General features: G+C 44.9%; 15 protein-coding genes. 5 read left to right on the top strand and 10 right to left on the bottom strand.

The window, feature by feature from the left end:
* Positions 1-631 precede the first annotated feature (631 nt).
* Positions 632-3,325, top strand: a complete 2,694-nt coding sequence (locus LAT77_RS06490; protein ID WP_290563750.1) for a site-specific integrase — start codon at positions 632-634, stop codon at positions 3,323-3,325.
* A gap of 181 nt (positions 3,326-3,506) precedes the next feature.
* On the opposite strand, the gene LAT77_RS06495 is transcribed toward LAT77_RS06490, so the two are convergent.
* From LAT77_RS06495 to LAT77_RS06530, 8 genes are all read right to left on the bottom strand, one after another.
* On the bottom strand, positions 3,507-3,869 hold the full coding sequence (locus tag LAT77_RS06495) for a hypothetical protein (RefSeq protein ID WP_290563751.1): 363 nt from the start codon (positions 3,867-3,869) through the stop codon (positions 3,507-3,509).
* Between the two features lie 162 nt (positions 3,870-4,031).
* Positions 4,032-4,787: a hypothetical protein gene (locus tag LAT77_RS06500; RefSeq protein ID WP_290563752.1), complete on the bottom strand. Its 756-nt coding sequence runs from the start codon at positions 4,785-4,787 to the stop codon at positions 4,032-4,034.
* Between the two features lie 94 nt (positions 4,788-4,881).
* Positions 4,882-7,980, bottom strand: coding sequence for an HsdR family type I site-specific deoxyribonuclease (locus tag LAT77_RS06505; protein ID WP_290563753.1), 3,099 nt, complete (start codon positions 7,978-7,980; stop codon positions 4,882-4,884).
* Positions 7,981-8,049: 69 nt separating this feature from the next.
* A complete protein-coding gene (gene rhuM / locus LAT77_RS06510; RefSeq protein WP_290563754.1) occupies positions 8,050-9,057 on the bottom strand; it encodes a virulence protein RhuM/Fic/DOC family protein in 1,008 nt (335 codons plus the stop codon).
* A gap of 15 nt (positions 9,058-9,072) precedes the next feature.
* Positions 9,073-10,347, bottom strand: coding sequence for an AAA family ATPase (locus tag LAT77_RS06515; protein ID WP_290563755.1), 1,275 nt, complete (start codon positions 10,345-10,347; stop codon positions 9,073-9,075).
* Position 10,348: 1 nt separating this feature from the next.
* A complete protein-coding gene (locus tag LAT77_RS06520; RefSeq protein ID WP_290563756.1) occupies positions 10,349-11,560 on the bottom strand; it encodes a restriction endonuclease subunit S in 1,212 nt (403 codons plus the stop codon).
* A 1-nt stretch (position 11,561) separates the two neighbouring features.
* Positions 11,562-13,106: a type I restriction-modification system subunit M gene (locus LAT77_RS06525; RefSeq protein WP_290563757.1), complete on the bottom strand. Its 1,545-nt coding sequence runs from the start codon at positions 13,104-13,106 to the stop codon at positions 11,562-11,564.
* A gap of 88 nt (positions 13,107-13,194) precedes the next feature.
* Entirely contained in the window at positions 13,195-13,398 is a 204-nt protein-coding gene (locus LAT77_RS06530) for a helix-turn-helix transcriptional regulator (protein WP_290563758.1), read from the bottom strand.
* A gap of 145 nt (positions 13,399-13,543) precedes the next feature.
* Here LAT77_RS06530 and LAT77_RS06535 point away from each other — a divergent pair, with 145 nt between their 5' ends.
* Genes LAT77_RS06535 through LAT77_RS12380 form a run of 4 tightly spaced genes read left to right on the top strand, consistent with a single transcriptional unit; the run spans position 13,544 to position 15,580 of the window.
* Positions 13,544-13,783, top strand: a complete 240-nt coding sequence (locus LAT77_RS06535; RefSeq protein ID WP_290563759.1) for a hypothetical protein — start codon at positions 13,544-13,546, stop codon at positions 13,781-13,783.
* Positions 13,776-14,939 (top strand): DUF3596 domain-containing protein, encoded by a 1,164-nt coding sequence (locus LAT77_RS06540; protein ID WP_290563760.1) that lies wholly within the window; start codon positions 13,776-13,778, stop codon positions 14,937-14,939. Before LAT77_RS06535 ends, LAT77_RS06540 begins: the two co-directional genes overlap by 8 nt.
* A gap of 10 nt (positions 14,940-14,949) precedes the next feature.
* The gene (locus LAT77_RS06545; protein WP_290563761.1) at positions 14,950-15,222 is read left to right on the top strand and encodes a hypothetical protein; all 273 of its coding nucleotides are present in this window, start codon (positions 14,950-14,952) and stop codon (positions 15,220-15,222) included.
* A 52-nt stretch (positions 15,223-15,274) separates the two neighbouring features.
* Positions 15,275-15,580, top strand: a complete 306-nt coding sequence (locus tag LAT77_RS12380; RefSeq protein WP_367118137.1) for a helix-turn-helix domain-containing protein — start codon at positions 15,275-15,277, stop codon at positions 15,578-15,580.
* A gap of 18 nt (positions 15,581-15,598) precedes the next feature.
* On the opposite strand, the gene LAT77_RS06550 is transcribed toward LAT77_RS12380, so the two are convergent.
* The gene (locus LAT77_RS06550) at positions 15,599-15,862 is read right to left on the bottom strand and encodes a hypothetical protein (protein WP_290563762.1); all 264 of its coding nucleotides are present in this window, start codon (positions 15,860-15,862) and stop codon (positions 15,599-15,601) included.
* A gap of 46 nt (positions 15,863-15,908) precedes the next feature.
* Complete coding sequence (locus LAT77_RS06555; RefSeq protein WP_290563763.1) at positions 15,909-16,187, bottom strand: hypothetical protein; 279 nt, start codon at positions 16,185-16,187, stop codon at positions 15,909-15,911.
* Between the last annotated feature and the right edge of the window lie 18 nt (positions 16,188-16,205).

Consider the following 16,205-nt stretch of genomic DNA (forward strand, 5'->3'; position numbering starts at 1 on the left):
ACCAACCAGACCATAGCTACAAGAAACACCTTCTTAGTTTAATAAATCCAACCAGTCAGGGACTAGTTGACAGAAGTTGAATTAGGATTGAAAAACAGTGATTCCAACCCTAGAATGCAAATAGCCGTAATTTTGATCTCAATCGCGAAGTGGTATGGATTCAGGATAAAAAGGCGCGTGAAGAGGCTAGTCGATTAGTTCCTCTAAACATACTTAGCCAATTGCAAATACGCTACTACCTCTCGTTCTTGGAAGACTTCACCGGCATAGTTAAATACAGTCACCCCAGTGAAGCAGAAAAACTTAAGCAGAGCTTGTCTGGTGAAGCCCCTCTATTTCGGTTACGAAGTACAAGAGGCATTACATTTTATAGTGCTAGCACGGTGAGGGATCACTGCAGCTCACCTATACCCGGTTCATCAAATTGGCATCGGCACTGGATTCGTCAACATTTAGCGAGCCAATCACATGTTGATGTTAGTGCAGTCGACGCATTTATGGCGCATGAAAACCTACTGGATGAGTCATTTTCCCGATTCAGCACCCTTGAGACCCTTGAGCTTCGTAAAGTTTCTAATGCTATTGAGCAACAGCTCCAAATGCTGGATGTAAATGCATTGGAGGTGACGTTATGATAACGAATCAGCGGGAGACGTCACCATGGAGTAAAAAAGCATTCGACATAGCCGCAACATTCTCCAAGCTCTTTGAGACCAGTATCACTGACTTAACAGACCACACCGGCTTTTTGCTACGCTCAGAAAAAGTAGCGAGATTAGTTATTTTAGCGAGCTCGCGCGGAGGCCTAGCAAAACCTCAATACTTGGTAGAACTAGTGAGGCGAGTTGCAACGGATAGTGTTGAACTGCAAGTATGCCAAATCGGTTGTTACGTAGAGTTTAATTGTGAGCCAACGGCAGAAGAGAGGAATAAAAGCTTTCTGAGGTGGTTTCCAGATCCCCACACGTTAGCGGCCATTTACGCATTAGTGAAAGAGCCGAAAAAGAGGCAGTTCGGCTCAATTACAGAGAAAGCGCTGCTCAAAATCATTAACGAGCGGGTCACTAAGAGGACGACGCATCAATCTTTCTCAAGTATGAAGCAATTCTGTAAAGCGGCTTCAATGTTTGTAATAGACAGCGCACAAATTGCTTTGCCTGCGTACTTAGCGCGTTTCATGACAGGAGAGACTAGCTCAATCAGTATAAGCGCATCATCATTACAAAGTTTGTGGGGGGCGACGTCGTCAGAAACTGAACCAGGGAAAAGCGACACTCTTGAGAGTACTCGAACGGTAACCGCTCACATTAAAGGCAAGCCTAGTATCAGTAGCAAAAGCTTTCTCTCGAGATTGCGTCGTGCACTTCGTATCAAAGATAGCAAAGAACAATTGATTCCGAGGGAAAGAGTAATTGATGAACTGTTAGCTTTGAATGAATGTGAGCATTCACTTGCAGAAATGCTGTTGCTGGAGTTCATGATTCACGGAATTTGCAACCAAGGTTGGGCAATCTCTTCCGCAAACACTTATCTTTCCCATATCGCAGCCCCCTGGCTGACAGAAACAGATGACTTGGCAGTTGAAAAGCTGAATTCGAGCCAAATGACGAGGTTATTCGATCTGTTAATGAAAGCGTCTGAGGATAACGTTTCTGCGGGCGAAAAAGCCGGCGTTCTAAATCAACTTTTCGCATTCAACCATAAGGTGTTTGGTCTGGAACTGCCTGATTCAAGTCGCGGGCAATTTAATTCGGTTCAGAACGTGCGTAATTACGTGATTAGTGAAACGAACTTTGTAACGCTCTGCAATGAAATCAGCTCAAACCCAGACCACCAAAACTTAATAGGAGAGGGACTTGTTCTGTGCTTAATCCTAATGGCTCGCTGTGGGCTCAGGCCTTCTGAAGTCATTAAGCTTCGCGTCAAGGATGTAGAGCCGTCAGCTGAGCATTATATTTTCATCAGGGAGAATCAATACGGTACGAATAAAACATACTCAGCGAGAAGAAAAATCCCTTTGTCGATTATGCTACCGCCGAAAGAGTTCTGCCTTTTTAAGCGCTACTTCACGCGGCGCGCACATGACATTGGGGAAAAGAGAAACTATTTACTTTTTCCTTCATGCGCGAACGCAAATTTGCCATATACACTTATGGATTTTCACAGAGAGTTTAGTAAGCCGTTGACTCGTATTTGTGGTGAATCTGTGCATACCTATCATCTTCGGCACAAGGCGATTTCCGTATTTCAGGCCGTGCTTTGCTCAAGCCTACTTGCTGGTGCATTACCTTATGAGAAAGCACAAACTGCAATGATTCGAAAATATTTTCAAACGCTAGTCGGTAGAGATGTCATCTATCAAATTGCCACATTTGCTGGTCATCTCAGTCCGAAAATAACCTTTCATAACTACATGCATTTTACGGATATCGTACTTTTCGAACATTTGACGAAAAACCAAGAAAGCATGCATCGCGACTATTGGGAAGCCTTAGCCGATGTTTCAAAGCACATCATTACGCGGCGTTGTGCCACTGATCATCCCGAAAACGAAGAGATTCAAGCGGTGCTCATTGAGCTGCTTTGCGGTAAAAAAGCAGCAAGTAAACTCGGCCAGGAGCGAGCGGCTGGTGGGGTAGAGTTTCAATTGAGTCCACGAAAAGTGACCTATCAGGAATGTTTAAGCGCACTAAAATCTATAGAGCGAGGCAAAACTCTTACACAAGTGACTGTTCAGCTGGGTGTCGACGCCGCGCAGCTATTCTTGTGGTTTGAGAGCGCGCGAGAATTGGCGGGTCTCTCGACGACGAAAGGCAGCCCTCGTCTTTTTCCTAGCGGGTCTAAAAATAAATTGGCGCCGATCCCACCTCCCTCAGCATTGGAGCAGGCGAAGGCAGACACAATCATCCGGCGCGCACGAGTTCTGTATAAGGCCTCTAAGGTAGAACTAGTCTGGTTAATAAACTTTGTAGTCACGAACGCAATGAACAGTCATAGTTATATCATTTTTAATGATGTTGCGACTTTTGAGAGATTTATGAAGGTTGCGTCGAAGTTAACCATAGCGGAGGACTGGAAAATTAGGCTCGACCCACCCGAGGAGTATGCGACAGATGCTTTGAAGACATGGAAGCAGGTAGATCAATGCTTGACGATAAGCATGACAAATAACCCTGTGAAAACCAGGAAGTTTCCCTTGGGCCGGGTTTACGTGCATTTTCTTTACCCAAGGGATCCGTCCCAAAAAGACACCATGCCGCGCAAATCTAGCAATGGGTTCAAGTTTGTTTGCCACTTGCTGGCGATTATGATTCCTGAGAGTTAGGAGTCTTTGATATTGCTTACCAGCGTTTTCTTGGTACTACTATAAATTAAAGCGGGAGGGCTAAGAGGACCAATCCAAAATCCTATTTGTACGAGAGTAATTATTAAACCCGAATTCAGGTGATCTTTCCCCTGAAATAACACCACGTTTTTCGGTTTTACTGGGTTACTTGTGAATTAGCTCATTGCTTTTCAGGAGTTACACGCTTAAGGATAGAGTCTGGAAGTTCGTCCACCGATTCTAGAAGAGCTCTGATGCTTTTGACGGCATCAGGGCGTTTGAAATACTTATCAAAACATTCTTCTTCGCCCCAGAGCATTAACTGCAGGTCGTCACTATTACTGTTGTTAACAAAAGGAGCTAAGTGAACGAGGTTTCTGTCATCGCACTTATAAAAGCCGGTATTTAAATAAATCCTCATGATTTCGTTTTTGTCACGCTTTTGAATATAAACGTCGACTAAACGGCCTAAATTTTCTGGTAGTTTTGACTCAAGAGACCACTGTAAACTACCTTCTGAGACCTTAATTATTAGGTGATCCATATTACTGTCCTTAAATTCAGAATTATTAAACCTGACGATGTTGTAGCTCGCTTTTATGTTGCGCTTCAACAATCATTATTATCCTTGATGTGAGGTATCAATAGCGTTCGTGATGGAGGCAATATTTAATTCCCGCCACTGGCGCCTTTAGACTTTGCGTTGTTATAGCATCAATAGAATGCTAGTCATAATACCAAATAGGGCCGATGTTAGAGCTATCACTTTTGCGATGCGGCTCTCTAACAATCGGTCTACTAGTACCCCGATACTGTTCGATTTAGTTTTTAGTTTGCCAGAGATTAATTTATTAATGACTCTTCGATAAAACCCAGTTTTACATAGAGTTGAGCCATGCATTCTCATATAATCCCCAGCGGAAAAAGCTTCGACTTCCTCGGCTCCAGTTAAAAAGTGTCGATGCCGCCCACCATTTATTTCCATTAGGTTTATAAGCTGAGGATGAGGTACATATCCGCTACCGTACCTAAGCCTAAGCATGTCGCTCAGATTAATCCTTCGCTCTACCGGGATAGCAGCTAATTCAGTACCGGTGAGGACGCGATAGCGATGCTGTAGGTGTTCAAAGCCATAAGTGAGATTTCGCATATTCCAATGAATCCAGTACTTATCTCGCCGGTCTCTTATAAATTCATTGAACTCCCTAAGAAGCACGGTTTCAACTTCATCCATTCGCGACTTAACATCGTCTTTCGGGACTCTTAACTCTTCGGCTACCGCATGCATTGAAAAGCTTACAGTCTGATCCGTTGACAAATGCTGTACAGCTATCGATGTAATTCGTGGTGATAACCCCTCATTTTCATCATTTAGGCTCTGACATGAATAATGAATGATATAAAAATTCTCTGGGTGTCGCTTTACACCACTAATGAACTCCTTATATGTCGAGATCGTCATTTTTTATGGCCTTCTATTCTTCGATCCTAAAATCGAGATGCGGGGAGCTAATGATTGTTATGTTATGGGTACTAATCTGTATAAATATCCCTAGTTAGACAGACCCGCCAACACCCTTAAACTTCTCCACGAACGCCGAGATCTTCTGAAACACCGACTGCTTCTTTGCTCTGTATTCTGGGTTCAGCCGGCTTAGTTTCGGCAGTGTTGAGCTAAGCTCGATACCGTTTTCGGTGGCGTACTCGCGGCGTAGCGACGCGCGTAGGTATTGCCTGGCGGCATCTTCATTCAAGTTTTCTGAGCGAATAAGCTCTTCAGCTTCTCGAGCTTGTTCGGCTTGGGCGAATTTGAAAAACTCATCGATAATGCCAGCTTTGTCGGGCATCTCGTCTAGGTTGGTTTGGTTAATGAAGTCGACGACGAGGGTTTCTTTGGCGCGATTGCCCAAACTTGCGCGGATCATGCGGCGGACTTCGTCAATCAGGTCGCCTTTACTTCTGTTTTTCTTGTTCTGCTCGAAGACGAGTTCAAGAATGTAGTCTAGGTTGATTTCCTGTGACTTCAGCAAGTCAATTTCAAACTCAACGTCGTCCCAATCAATCGTTGATTGCGCTTGGTTCTCAGCTGCCTTTTCACGGCGAATCCAATCGCGAATATCGTTATAAGTAGAGCGATAGTCCTGAACTTTACGCTCGGGTGGTATCCGTATGGTTTGCAATGTTGCAATATCGTCGTCGCTTAAGTGATGTTCAATCTTGAATGCCTCAACAGCTTCAGCGTCACTGGTATCGATTTTTTGCAGTGCTTTGAGGCTGGCGAATTCATCGTAATTTTGCAAGATGTTTTCAACGCGCAAAAACTCACCAAATAACTTGGCAAAGTCCTTTTTGTCCTTTTCTAACTCAATCTCATCGGGATTCGGAAAACGCTGCTCTAACTCGCTTACAACTTCCATGAAGCCTCGCCGTGCTTGACCCGTAACCACGTCGGTAAAGCCTTCCATATATTCTGTGTAGCTCTTCTCCAGCACCACATTTTTGGTGTTCTTATCACCAAATAAGGTAATAGCGTCGATAGTCGCTTTTTCTAAATCTCGGAAAGTGACAATATTGCCGAAAGTCTTCGTGGCATCATAAATGCGGTTGGTCCGGGAATAGGCCTGGATCAGTCCGTGGTAACGCAGGTTTTTGTCCACAAACAAGGTATTGAGGGATGGGGCGTCAAAGCCCGTCAGGAACATACCTACCACGATCAACAGATCAACGTCTTGGTTTTTAACTCGTTTCGCTAAATCACGATAGTAGTTTTGAAAACCATTGCTATCCACGCCATGGTTGGACTTGAACATGGAGTTATAGTCGGCAATCGCTGCATTTAAGAACTCTTTGGCGCTGCTATTCATGGCTGAGACTTCGAAACTCTCATCGGGTATTTCGCCAACTGAGTCTTGCTCTTCATTCGCCGCAAACGAGAATATTGTCGCCACACGTAACGGCCGCTCAGCATCTTCTTGTAGTAGTTTAAATGCTTCGTAATACGACTTGGCAGCATCGACACTACTTACGGCAAACATAGCATTAAACCCTTTGCCCCCCGCCTTCATGCGGTGCGTTTTTTGCCGGAAGTGAGTCAAAATATACTGGGTGATCTCGCGGATACGGTCGGGGTGCAACAAGGCTTGTTTGTTCTCGGCCGCACTTAACTTCTTCTCGTCTTGCTCAGTTTCTATGCCACGGAATTGTGGACGCACGTCGTTGTAGTCCACCTTAAACTTCAATACTTTCTCATCGCGTATCGCGTCTGTGATCACATACGAATGCAACTCACGGCCAAACACGCTGGCGGTGGTTTCAGCACCAAGTGCATTTTGCGGGAATATTGGTGTACCTGTGAAACCGAACTGATAATATCGCTTAAATTTCTTCTGCAGATTTTTCTGTGCTTCACCAAACTGGCTGCGGTGACATTCATCAAAAATAAACACCACCTGCTGGCGATAAATCGGCAAGTCGCGTTCTGTTTTCATCAAGTTATTAAGCTTCTGGATCGTAGTGACAACAATCTTGTTGTCATCCATAGCCAGATTTCGCTTTAAGCCAGCGGTGCTGTCCGAGCCATTAACACTCTCGGGCGAGAAGCGTTGGTATTCCTTCATGGTTTGGTAGTCGAGATCTTTTCTGTCCACCACAAAGAATACTTTATCGATGAATTCAAGATCGGTTGCTAGCCGTGCTGCTTTAAAGCTGGTTAAGGTTTTACCCGAGCCTGTGGTATGCCAAATATAGCCGCCACTCTCAGTGTCACTCCAAGTCTTGGCTTGGTAGGAGCTCTTAATTTTCCACAAAATACGTTCGGTGGCGGCAATTTGATAGGGCCGCATCACCAGCAAGGTATTGCTCACATCAAATACCGAATAATGCAGTAATACCTTCAATAAGGTGTCTTTCTGAAAGAATGTCGCGGTGAAGTCTTTTAGATCTTTAATCAGGCCGTTGTCTGACTTTGCCCAGTTCATGGTGAAATCGAAGGTATTCTTGTTGCGTTGTACTGTGTTGGCAAAGTAGCGCGTGTCGGTGCCATTGGAAATCACAAATAGCTGTAAGTATTTAAACAACGAACTTTCGGCGTTGAAGCTCTCTTTGCTGTATCGGTGTACCTGATTGAATGCTTCACGAATGGCCACTCCGCGCTTTTTCAGCTCAATCTGCACCAGCGGCAGGCCGTTGACCAAAATCGTCACGTCGTAGCGGTTCGCGTGTGATCCTGTTTGCTCAAATTGTTTAATCACCTGTACTTTATTGCGAGAAACGGTCGTTTTATCAAGCAAGTAGATGTTTTGAATGCGGCCATCGTCAAACACAAAATCGTGAATGTAGTCGTCATGAATTTTCCGTGTTTTGTCCGTGCTGTTGTCACTTGGCTTATCAAGGTAAGTTTCGACAAACCGCAGCCATTCGCCGTTGTTAAAAGTAACGTTATTCAACGCCTGAAGTTGCACCCGTACATTCGCCAACATCGCTTCGGGATTCGTCAAACCAGGCACGTATTCATAGCCTTGATTCACCAAGTCTCGAATCAGCTCGCGCTCTAAATCGCTTTCGCTTTGGTAGCTTTCAGCGACTTCCCATTGCTTCACGTACCTATCCAGTACGATGAAATTGTTTGATTCAGCAATCGACGTGTATGTGCTCATTCCTTTGTGTCCTTTTTCTGCTGCAGCGCTTTAGTGAAATGAATTCGAGTGGTTGGTTCCAAAATGTAACTACCCACTTTTATCGTCCGCTTTTAACAAAATAAAATGTTCAACCAAACGAATCATCAGCTCTTTTTGGTCGGGCAAGCTCTCGGCTACAAGTAGCGCTAAAGCCACCAGCGTATTGTCATTAATCAATTGCTCAACGGGCTTTGCTAACAGGTGTTGATTTGCTCGCAAAAACCACAAGAACAAAAATGAGCCAGTGCGCTTATTGCCATCGGCCAACGGGTGATTTTTGATCACAAAATAAAGTAGGTGAGCCGCGCGGCTGGCAACATTTGGGTAAAATAACTCATCGGCGAAGCCTTGCTCAATCGTGGCCAGCGCGGAAGCCAAGCCATCGCCGCGAAGCTGGCCGAACAACTCAGTGGCTTCGCCTTTTTTGATTAGTGTCTTTTTGAGTTCGGCGAGAGCGGTAAGTGCATCATCCCAATCTAACGACCGCATGTCCGTTTGCTTGTTACTGAGTGAGCTCAGGTTTTGTTCGTCATAACCCTGAAGTAAACTCCAACTGCGTGCGTAGTCGTTAATAACGGCAAGTACAACCTGGCCTTGATCATTCACTAGCTGCTGGCTCGCTAGGGTACGAGAAAGTAAGGCAATGGCTTGTTCAAACTCAACGCCTCGCTCTTGCAACCGACGCTGGTTTATCGTGTAACCTTCGATAAGGTGTTGTTTGAGTGTGCGAGTGGCCCAAATACGGAATTGTGTTGCGCGATTTGAACTTACGCGATAGCCGACGGAAATAATGGCATCGAGATTGTAATGTTTGATCCGCCGCTTTACCTGCCGTTTACCTTCTTGTCGAACTACCGAGAAATCCTCGGTAGTTGACTGCTCTTGCAGTTCGCCCTCTTGATATATGTTCTTCAAGTGCAAACTGATGTTATCACTTGATGTTTCAAATAACTCCGCCATCTGCGTTTGAGTCAGCCACAGACTTTCTTGCTCCAACCGAAGCTGTAACTGCACTTGACCGTCGTCGGTTGTGTAAATTTCAATCCCATTATTCATATAAGCTTCCTTGCTTTAGAGGCTTTCCTGCCAAAATCGATGTTGCTCAACAATGTGCTTAACCAGGCCTTCAAGAGCTTTCTTTTCTTCCGGCTTCAAGGACTGAGCTTCGTCAGCAGCATGTTTGGAATGACTTGATAGGTTTATAATTCTTTTTGCGTACGGGTTAGGTAAACCATTCTCCTCGCGTGGCAGAAGGTGTTCCCACCTTTTATAGCCAAGAAATGTTGCCGTCTTTTCAAGTAGGTTTCGCAAAAGGTTGAAATGATACTTTTCAATCTGCCCGCTCTCTATTGCCTCTTCAAGCTGCGATATCAAGTGCAGATGATATGAAAACGGAGAGTCGTTCGGTTGCTTCAACAGCTCGAGGCTACCGTCCTCATTTTTGTCCAAACGTAACTTGCTGAACCATTTCGACTTCCATTTATAGTGCTCCGTTTTATCATCGCTTCCGAACTCATTGCAAAGCACGTTGAAGAAAAGTGGATTATGCGTCGTAATAATGAACTTTATACTGGATTTATTTAATTTTATTAGCTGTGCTAAATCCACCGCCAATTGAATCAGGTGGTTATCGTCCAGCGAGCTAACAGGGTCATCGATAAACACATATTCCAGGCTGTCAAATGGAGTGGCTTCAGGGTAGTCTGGTTGAATATCGTTTAGCGTAAAAATAGCCTGCTCAAGCAATGTATAAAAAAGACTCCAGATAAAGTTACTTTCTTCACCCTTGGAGATTTTTAAGGATCCCGAGTGTTCTGCATCGCCGCTCTCAATCGAAAAGGTAACTTCTGAGAAAGCCTTAATAGTAATATTTACTTCATCACCGTTCTTGTTTTTGGTATTTTCTTTTCGCTCTACATTGAATCGAGGCGTGAGCTTATCAATGGTATAACGTTGAAACGTAGTGATGACGTTCATATCCTGACCTTGCTCTTTCAGCACCCAATCAGTGAACGTATTAGGCTGAATTATAAGCTTGGGTTCCGCATCCTCTTCCAGATCGTTATCCCAATAGAACAAGTCTTCGGTAAAAGCGCTGTAATAGAGAACTTTCTTGCGTGATAACTCGCCCGTATCGTCTTCATCATCTCTGTCAGACTTGGGGTCAATCAGCTGTTTAAGCTCTCGCGACAAGCGGGTTTTGCCTGTGCCATTGAAGGCGTAGATCAGTTGTACCTTCGGAACAGGTTTAACTTCGTCAATTTCCTTCGTGTTATCGGGGACAGTTTTTCTTACTGTCTTTGGCGTGCTCAGCTGTTGAGCAATTTCGGCCAGCGTCATTCCCATATCATGCATCTCCCTCTTCAGCTTTGGGGAAATTCAACAGCATGTCACGGTAATACTCATACTGCTTTTTCCGTAGCTCCGTTTCGCGCGGGAGACCCTCGGTGATTGAGTTGGTTAAGGCGTCGAATTTGTCTAAAGTGAGCACAATTTCTTCTTTTACCGCTAAAGAAGGATTCGGAATGGGAATACTCTCTAAGTTCTTTTTATTTAACTTAGGTTGAGCAGCGCCTGATATATAGGGGGTTAAATCAATACTGTTCAGATAGTATTCAACATATCTGCGTTCTGCATATGTTTCGAATTTCAACACATGGGCGTGGTTGTTTACCCAAGTCTTACCGGTAATACTGAATGCAATGGGTGTGTTTCGGGCTAATAAGTTCGCTCCATCTTCAGAAACTAGTAGCAAATCTTCGTCGAAAATATATTCCTTTACGTAATCAACAATGCCTGAAGCGCCATAGTATGGAATATCACCACTTTCTCTGAGAGCGCTCGTGATCGGCTTTCTTTTTGAATCCAAATTTTCTGCAAGCTCCCCCAAAGACTTCCAGTCCACCTCATGGTCTTCAAAACTGAGCAGCTTATCGCGGTAGTAGTTGTATTGCTTTTTGCGAGCTCTAAGCTCGGCGGTTAGCTCGGCGGTTAGCTCGGCGGTTAGCTCGGTAAATGTGTCCAGGATCCGGACGATTTCAGTTTGTATTTGCAGCGACTTTTCTGGATTTTCAGCGCAAGGGATTGGGATTTCGAAAGCCTTAATTTTTGCGTCAGAAATTGCTGGATAGGCTGAACCGCTCTGATTATCTTCAAGATACCTTTTAAATTCGCTCGATGATATCAAGTGTAAAATCCATTTTGGTAGCACCTTATCGCCTTTAACACGCAACACACAGTAGCCAGTACTGGCTACTTGTCCGTGATATTCCTCACCAATCAGAGAATAGCGCATTTGGGTTGGCCGAGTAGTCGCAAAAATCACATCATTTTTTTCAACGAGCTTCTGGGCACGACTTGGAGCGTTATTTGATGATATCCATGATGTTCCTGTGATTTGCTTCGTTTCAATACTGACAGAAGACAAATCGATATACTTATAATCACGATTAACTTCTCGCCAACTTATATTACTGGTGCGCTGCATCACTTTACTAATGGGTACCCACTTTACCTCGATTCCATCCAACAACCGCTCAACGAAACTTAGATCACTCATTTCACGCTCCTTCAATCTCAGTCACAATCGCATCGATATCTGCACGCAATTGTTCAATCTTGGCAACGGTGGTCTTTAGCTCGGCGTTGAGTTCGCTAATGTTAATCACTTCACGGGTGTCTTTGGCTTCGACATAGCTGCTCACCGACAAGTTGTAGTCGCTGCTGGCGACTTGCTCATTCGGCACCGATTTCGCAAAGTGCTCAACATTCTCCTTGCTGGCGAACACCTTTATAATCTCGTCAATGTGGGCGTCGGTCAGAATGTTGTTATTGGTTTCTTTTTTGAATAAACCGCTCGCATCAATAAACTGCGTGGTGGTGTCTTGCTTGTGTTTTGACAACACTAAAATGTTCACAGCAATGGTAGTGCCGAAGAACAAATTTGGTGCCAGAGAAATAACCGTTTCAACGTAGTTATTTTCCACTAGATACTGGCGAATCTTTTGTTCGGCACCGCCACGATAGAAAATGCCAGGGAAGCAAACAATAGCCGCACGGCCTTTACTTGAAAGGTAACTCAGTGCATGCAGTACAAAGGCAAAATCGGCTTTCGACTTGGGTGCCAGAACGCCCGCTGGAGCGAAACGTTCGTCATTAATCAGTGTTGGGTCGTCACTGCCAATCCATTTCACTGAGTAAGGCGGATTAGAAACAATCGCATCAAACGGCTTTTCGTCGGCAAAGCGTGGGTCGGTCAGTGTATTGCCTAGCTGAATATCAAACTTGTCGTAGTTAATGTTGTGCAAGAACATGTTCATGCGCGCAAGGTTGTAGGTGGTGTGGTTAATCTCCTGGCCGAAATATCCTTCTTCAATGCTGTGCACATCAATGTGCTTTCTTGCTTGCATTAACAACGAGCCGGAGCCCGCTGCTGGGTCATAAATTTTATTAATGCGGTCTTGCCCATGAATAGCTAACAGCGCAATCAGTTTGGAGACATGCTGTGGGGTAAAGAACTCACCACCTGACTTACCGGCGTTTGCGGCATAGTTTGAAATTAAGAACTCATAAGCATCGCCGAATAAATCAATTTGATTGTCTTCAAAGTTGCCAAAATCAAGTCCTGCGACCCCTTTAAGCACATGCGCTAAACGCGAATTTTTGTCTTTAACGGTATTGCCTAAGCGATTGCTAGTGGTGTCAAAGTCGGCAAACAAACCTTTAATATCTTGCTCAGAAGCGTAGCCATTAGCTGAGTTCTCAATGGAGCCGAAAATTCGAGCAAGGTCGGTGTTTAGACTTTCGTTGTTGTTGGCGTTTTTAGCCACGTTCACAAACAACTCGCTGGGGTAGATGAAGTAGCCTTTGGTTTTAATGGCATCGTCTTTGATGTCATCGGTAATCACCGAGTCATCAAGCGCTGCATAGTTGATGCTCTCGTCACCGTTCTCAATGTATGCAGCGAAGTTTTCGCTAATAAACCGATAGAACAAAGTACCGAGCACGTACTGCTTGAAATCCCATCCGTCTACTGAACCGCGTACGTCATTGGCAATGGCCCAGATTTGGCGTTGTAGTGCGGCACGTTGTTGGTTGCTCGTCATTATTTAATCCCTGCTTTCATTCGTTACGTTTTTTTGTTGCTCGTGTGCTTTTAAGGCTGCTGATGTTGTTCTTTATTACCTCAAGAGCTTAATCATCCACCAGCTCAAGTAGCTCCCCAACCTCACAATCAAAGTACCGACAAAGCGTTTCTATCACTGAAAAATCGATGCGCTGTGCGGTTTCTTTATACAGTAGCGTGACGGTGTTTCTGTTCAATCCGGTGTCGCGCGCAACATCCATAATTTTGAGTTTTCGCTCACCCATCATTCTTGCTAAATGACACTTAACCATAACCACCCCAAGAAAAAAGTCATCCTAAATGACAAAAAGATATTGAAAATGTCATTATGTGTGCTAATATGTCATTCAGGATGGCAATTTGAACTTATAAAATACTTATTGCCATTCAATCTACCATTAACGACAGGAGGATGCCATGTTAAATGACATGACATATTTAACGACCGACGAGCTTGCTAAACGTATCAAATATGACGCGCGCACCATTCGTGAGCAGTTGAAGGACTCTGTACTGCTTGAGGGCGTCCACTACATTCGCCCATTTGGTGGCCGAAAAATCCTATTTGTCTGGGAGACTATTCAAAAGGACATGGTGAAGGCATCGTCGGCAGGGATTTTCTTACCAATGGCGCGAGGAGGGATGGCGCATGGGTAGAGTGTATGCGAGGAAAGAAACGAACAAGCTCTTTATGGACTTTGATTATCGCGGTAAGCGGTGTCGTGAACAAACTGAATTAAAGGACACGCCTGCAAATCGTAAAAAGGTAAAAGCATTTCTAGAGCGCGTAGAGGCTGACATTACCTTGGGAACCTTTGAATATGGGCGCCACTTCCCGGACAGTCCTCGGGCAGAGCAGTTTAAAGCGGTGCAACTCCATGGAAGGGAACTAACAACGCCTTTTTTCGCTCAATTCGCTGACACCTGGTTCAGCGAAATGCAAATTCAGTGGCGGCCATCCCATCAAGAAAAAGTACAAACCGCACTACGGGTTTATTTGTTGCCGCATTTCGGAGAGAAGGCAGTTGGCTGCATCAGCAAAGCGGATATCTTAGAGTTTCGAGCATCCCTCGCCAAAGTGATCACTCGAAGCAATAAGCCATTATCTCCGTCGCGGATAAACCACATCATGACACCACTGCGCATGATTCTGCACGAGGCAGCCAACCGTTACAATTTTAGCTCACCTTATGAAGGAATAAAATCGCTCAAGGTGCCGCGTTCTGACGTAGAGCCATTCAGCATTGATGAAGTTCGGCTGATTTTGCAGTCGGTACGCCCGGACTTTAAGAACTACTACACGGTTCGCTTCTTTACTGGAATGCGCACGGCAGAAGTGGATGGACTGCAGTGGGACGCCGTCGATTTTACTCGACGCCAGATCATTGTAAAACGGGCGTTGGTCAGAGGCATTATCCAAGACACTAAGAACGACAGCTCATACCGAGCTATCGACATGAATGATCTCACCATGGAGGCATTGCAAGCACAGCACGAAGTAACTGGCAGGCTCGTATTCGTGTTTTGTAGCTCTGCCGGTACGCCACTGTCGCATAACAATGTCACTAAGCGTGTGTGGTATCCACTTTTGCGCTACTTGGGGCTTCCTAAACGTCGGCCGTATCAGACCCGGCATACTGCCGCCACGCTCTGGCTTGCTGCAGGGGAGAGTCCAGAATGGATAGCAAGACAGATGGGACACAGCACAACTGAGATGCTGTTCCGTGTCTACTCTCGTTATGTACCCAACCTCACACGTCAAGACGGCTCTGCTTTTGCTCGCCTGCTTAACGCTGAATTCTCAAATGTATAAGGTGAACATCATGGATAAATTTTATCGTAAAGAGTTTTATAAGCCCAAAATTCGTCGTATGGCTGAAACTTTAATGAATGGCTTTAGCATCACCAGCGACAATTCATTGGTCCTAGCTCTAGGAAATGGAACTGAAAAGAATAACTTGGAAGCCATGATTAGTTGGATTGAGCGGGTCATTGACGAGCGCGAACTATCTCCAGAAAATCTTTGCATTACTGTATTCGTTCCGTTGCTCCAGCACGACCTACACGACTGGATATTTAGCCGCTACGAATTTTAAGAGGGCAGACATGGCGTACGACATTTACGTACGCCATGTCATACGACAGATCATGACAAAAGAAAAATACCTAACAATTGCACAGGCCAGCTCTTACACCGGTTTGTCGCATCGAACCATTCAGCGCTATATCGCCTCCGGTAAGCTGCCGTCGAGAAAAAACGCCAGTGGCGTACGACATATACCCGAGAAGTTTTTGAAGTGTTACGTAAAGGCAGAACATTCCAACAACAGAGCGGAGCAAGGGATAGTCAGAGAAGTCTTGCTGCAAATGCTAGATCTGCTTCCAACGAGTGACATAGCCACACTGACAAAGAAACAGAAACTGCGGAAGATCATCAGTGCTTTAGTAAGTTAGCAGTGGAGGGCTTTGGGATTAGCTGCCTTTATTATGCAATCTCTTGAGTTCGTTTATTTTGACCAGTAAATCGTCAAAGCAACCCTCGCAAAAGTCGAAATGAAATTTCTCACCATCACGGCTAGAGCCGTAACCAAACTCCGCAACTAGGCGAGCATACTCAGCGAAGCTATCAAGGTTAGTCATGTTATTTTTCTGAGACTCGTTCACCACGCTCTGCCCGCAAATATCGCAGGTAATATCAGAAACCACCTGAGTGACTTGGACTGATTTTTCTTTCATTAAGGAAACCTCGTCTTCAATATTCTGAGAAGCACTACTATTGAACTTAGGCCAACGGTTGTATCCAATCTCGGGGGTTATTCGAGCGGAATGCGCGAATGAATTCAACCTCCCTGGCCGATAACTCTGCCTCAGAGCAATCCGCAGACTCCCAAATAATTTGTTTGCGAATCGTATAGTCCTGGCGGACCGACACGGAAAGGGGGGTAAAATCACTATTGATGACCTGCATATCTGGGCTGCCAAAATAACGGTAGCTGCCAACACTGTCCTTCCCAATGTAAATCTTGCCTGTGGGGTAGGTGATTTTGTATATCTGCTTCATTAGTGTAACCGAGTTTTA

It is taken from the genome of Aliidiomarina sp., assembly GCF_022565475.1.
In the GTDB taxonomy this organism is placed as follows: Bacteria; Pseudomonadota; Gammaproteobacteria; order Enterobacterales; family Alteromonadaceae; genus Aliidiomarina.

Coding starts and splice junctions, on each gene's coding strand:
- LAT77_RS06490 (WP_290563750.1), top strand. CDS start 632: ATGATAACGAATCAGCGGGAGACGTCACCATGGAGTAAAAAAGCATTC.
- LAT77_RS06495 (WP_290563751.1), bottom strand. CDS start 3,869: ATGGATCACCTAATAATTAAGGTCTCAGAAGGTAGTTTACAGTGGTCT.
- LAT77_RS06500 (WP_290563752.1), bottom strand. CDS start 4,787: ATGACGATCTCGACATATAAGGAGTTCATTAGTGGTGTAAAGCGACAC.
- LAT77_RS06505 (WP_290563753.1), bottom strand. CDS start 7,980: ATGAGCACATACACGTCGATTGCTGAATCAAACAATTTCATCGTACTG.
- rhuM (WP_290563754.1), bottom strand. CDS start 9,057: ATGAATAATGGGATTGAAATTTACACAACCGACGACGGTCAAGTGCAG.
- LAT77_RS06515 (WP_290563755.1), bottom strand. CDS start 10,347: ATGGGAATGACGCTGGCCGAAATTGCTCAACAGCTGAGCACGCCAAAG.
- LAT77_RS06520 (WP_290563756.1), bottom strand. CDS start 11,560: ATGAGTGATCTAAGTTTCGTTGAGCGGTTGTTGGATGGAATCGAGGTA.
- LAT77_RS06525 (WP_290563757.1), bottom strand. CDS start 13,106: ATGACGAGCAACCAACAACGTGCCGCACTACAACGCCAAATCTGGGCC.
- LAT77_RS06530 (WP_290563758.1), bottom strand. CDS start 13,398: ATGGTTAAGTGTCATTTAGCAAGAATGATGGGTGAGCGAAAACTCAAA.
- LAT77_RS06535 (WP_290563759.1), top strand. CDS start 13,544: ATGTTAAATGACATGACATATTTAACGACCGACGAGCTTGCTAAACGT.
- LAT77_RS06540 (WP_290563760.1), top strand. CDS start 13,776: ATGGGTAGAGTGTATGCGAGGAAAGAAACGAACAAGCTCTTTATGGAC.
- LAT77_RS06545 (WP_290563761.1), top strand. CDS start 14,950: ATGGATAAATTTTATCGTAAAGAGTTTTATAAGCCCAAAATTCGTCGT.
- LAT77_RS12380 (WP_367118137.1), top strand. CDS start 15,275: ATGACAAAAGAAAAATACCTAACAATTGCACAGGCCAGCTCTTACACC.
- LAT77_RS06550 (WP_290563762.1), bottom strand. CDS start 15,862: ATGAAAGAAAAATCAGTCCAAGTCACTCAGGTGGTTTCTGATATTACC.
- LAT77_RS06555 (WP_290563763.1), bottom strand. CDS start 16,187: ATGAAGCAGATATACAAAATCACCTACCCCACAGGCAAGATTTACATT.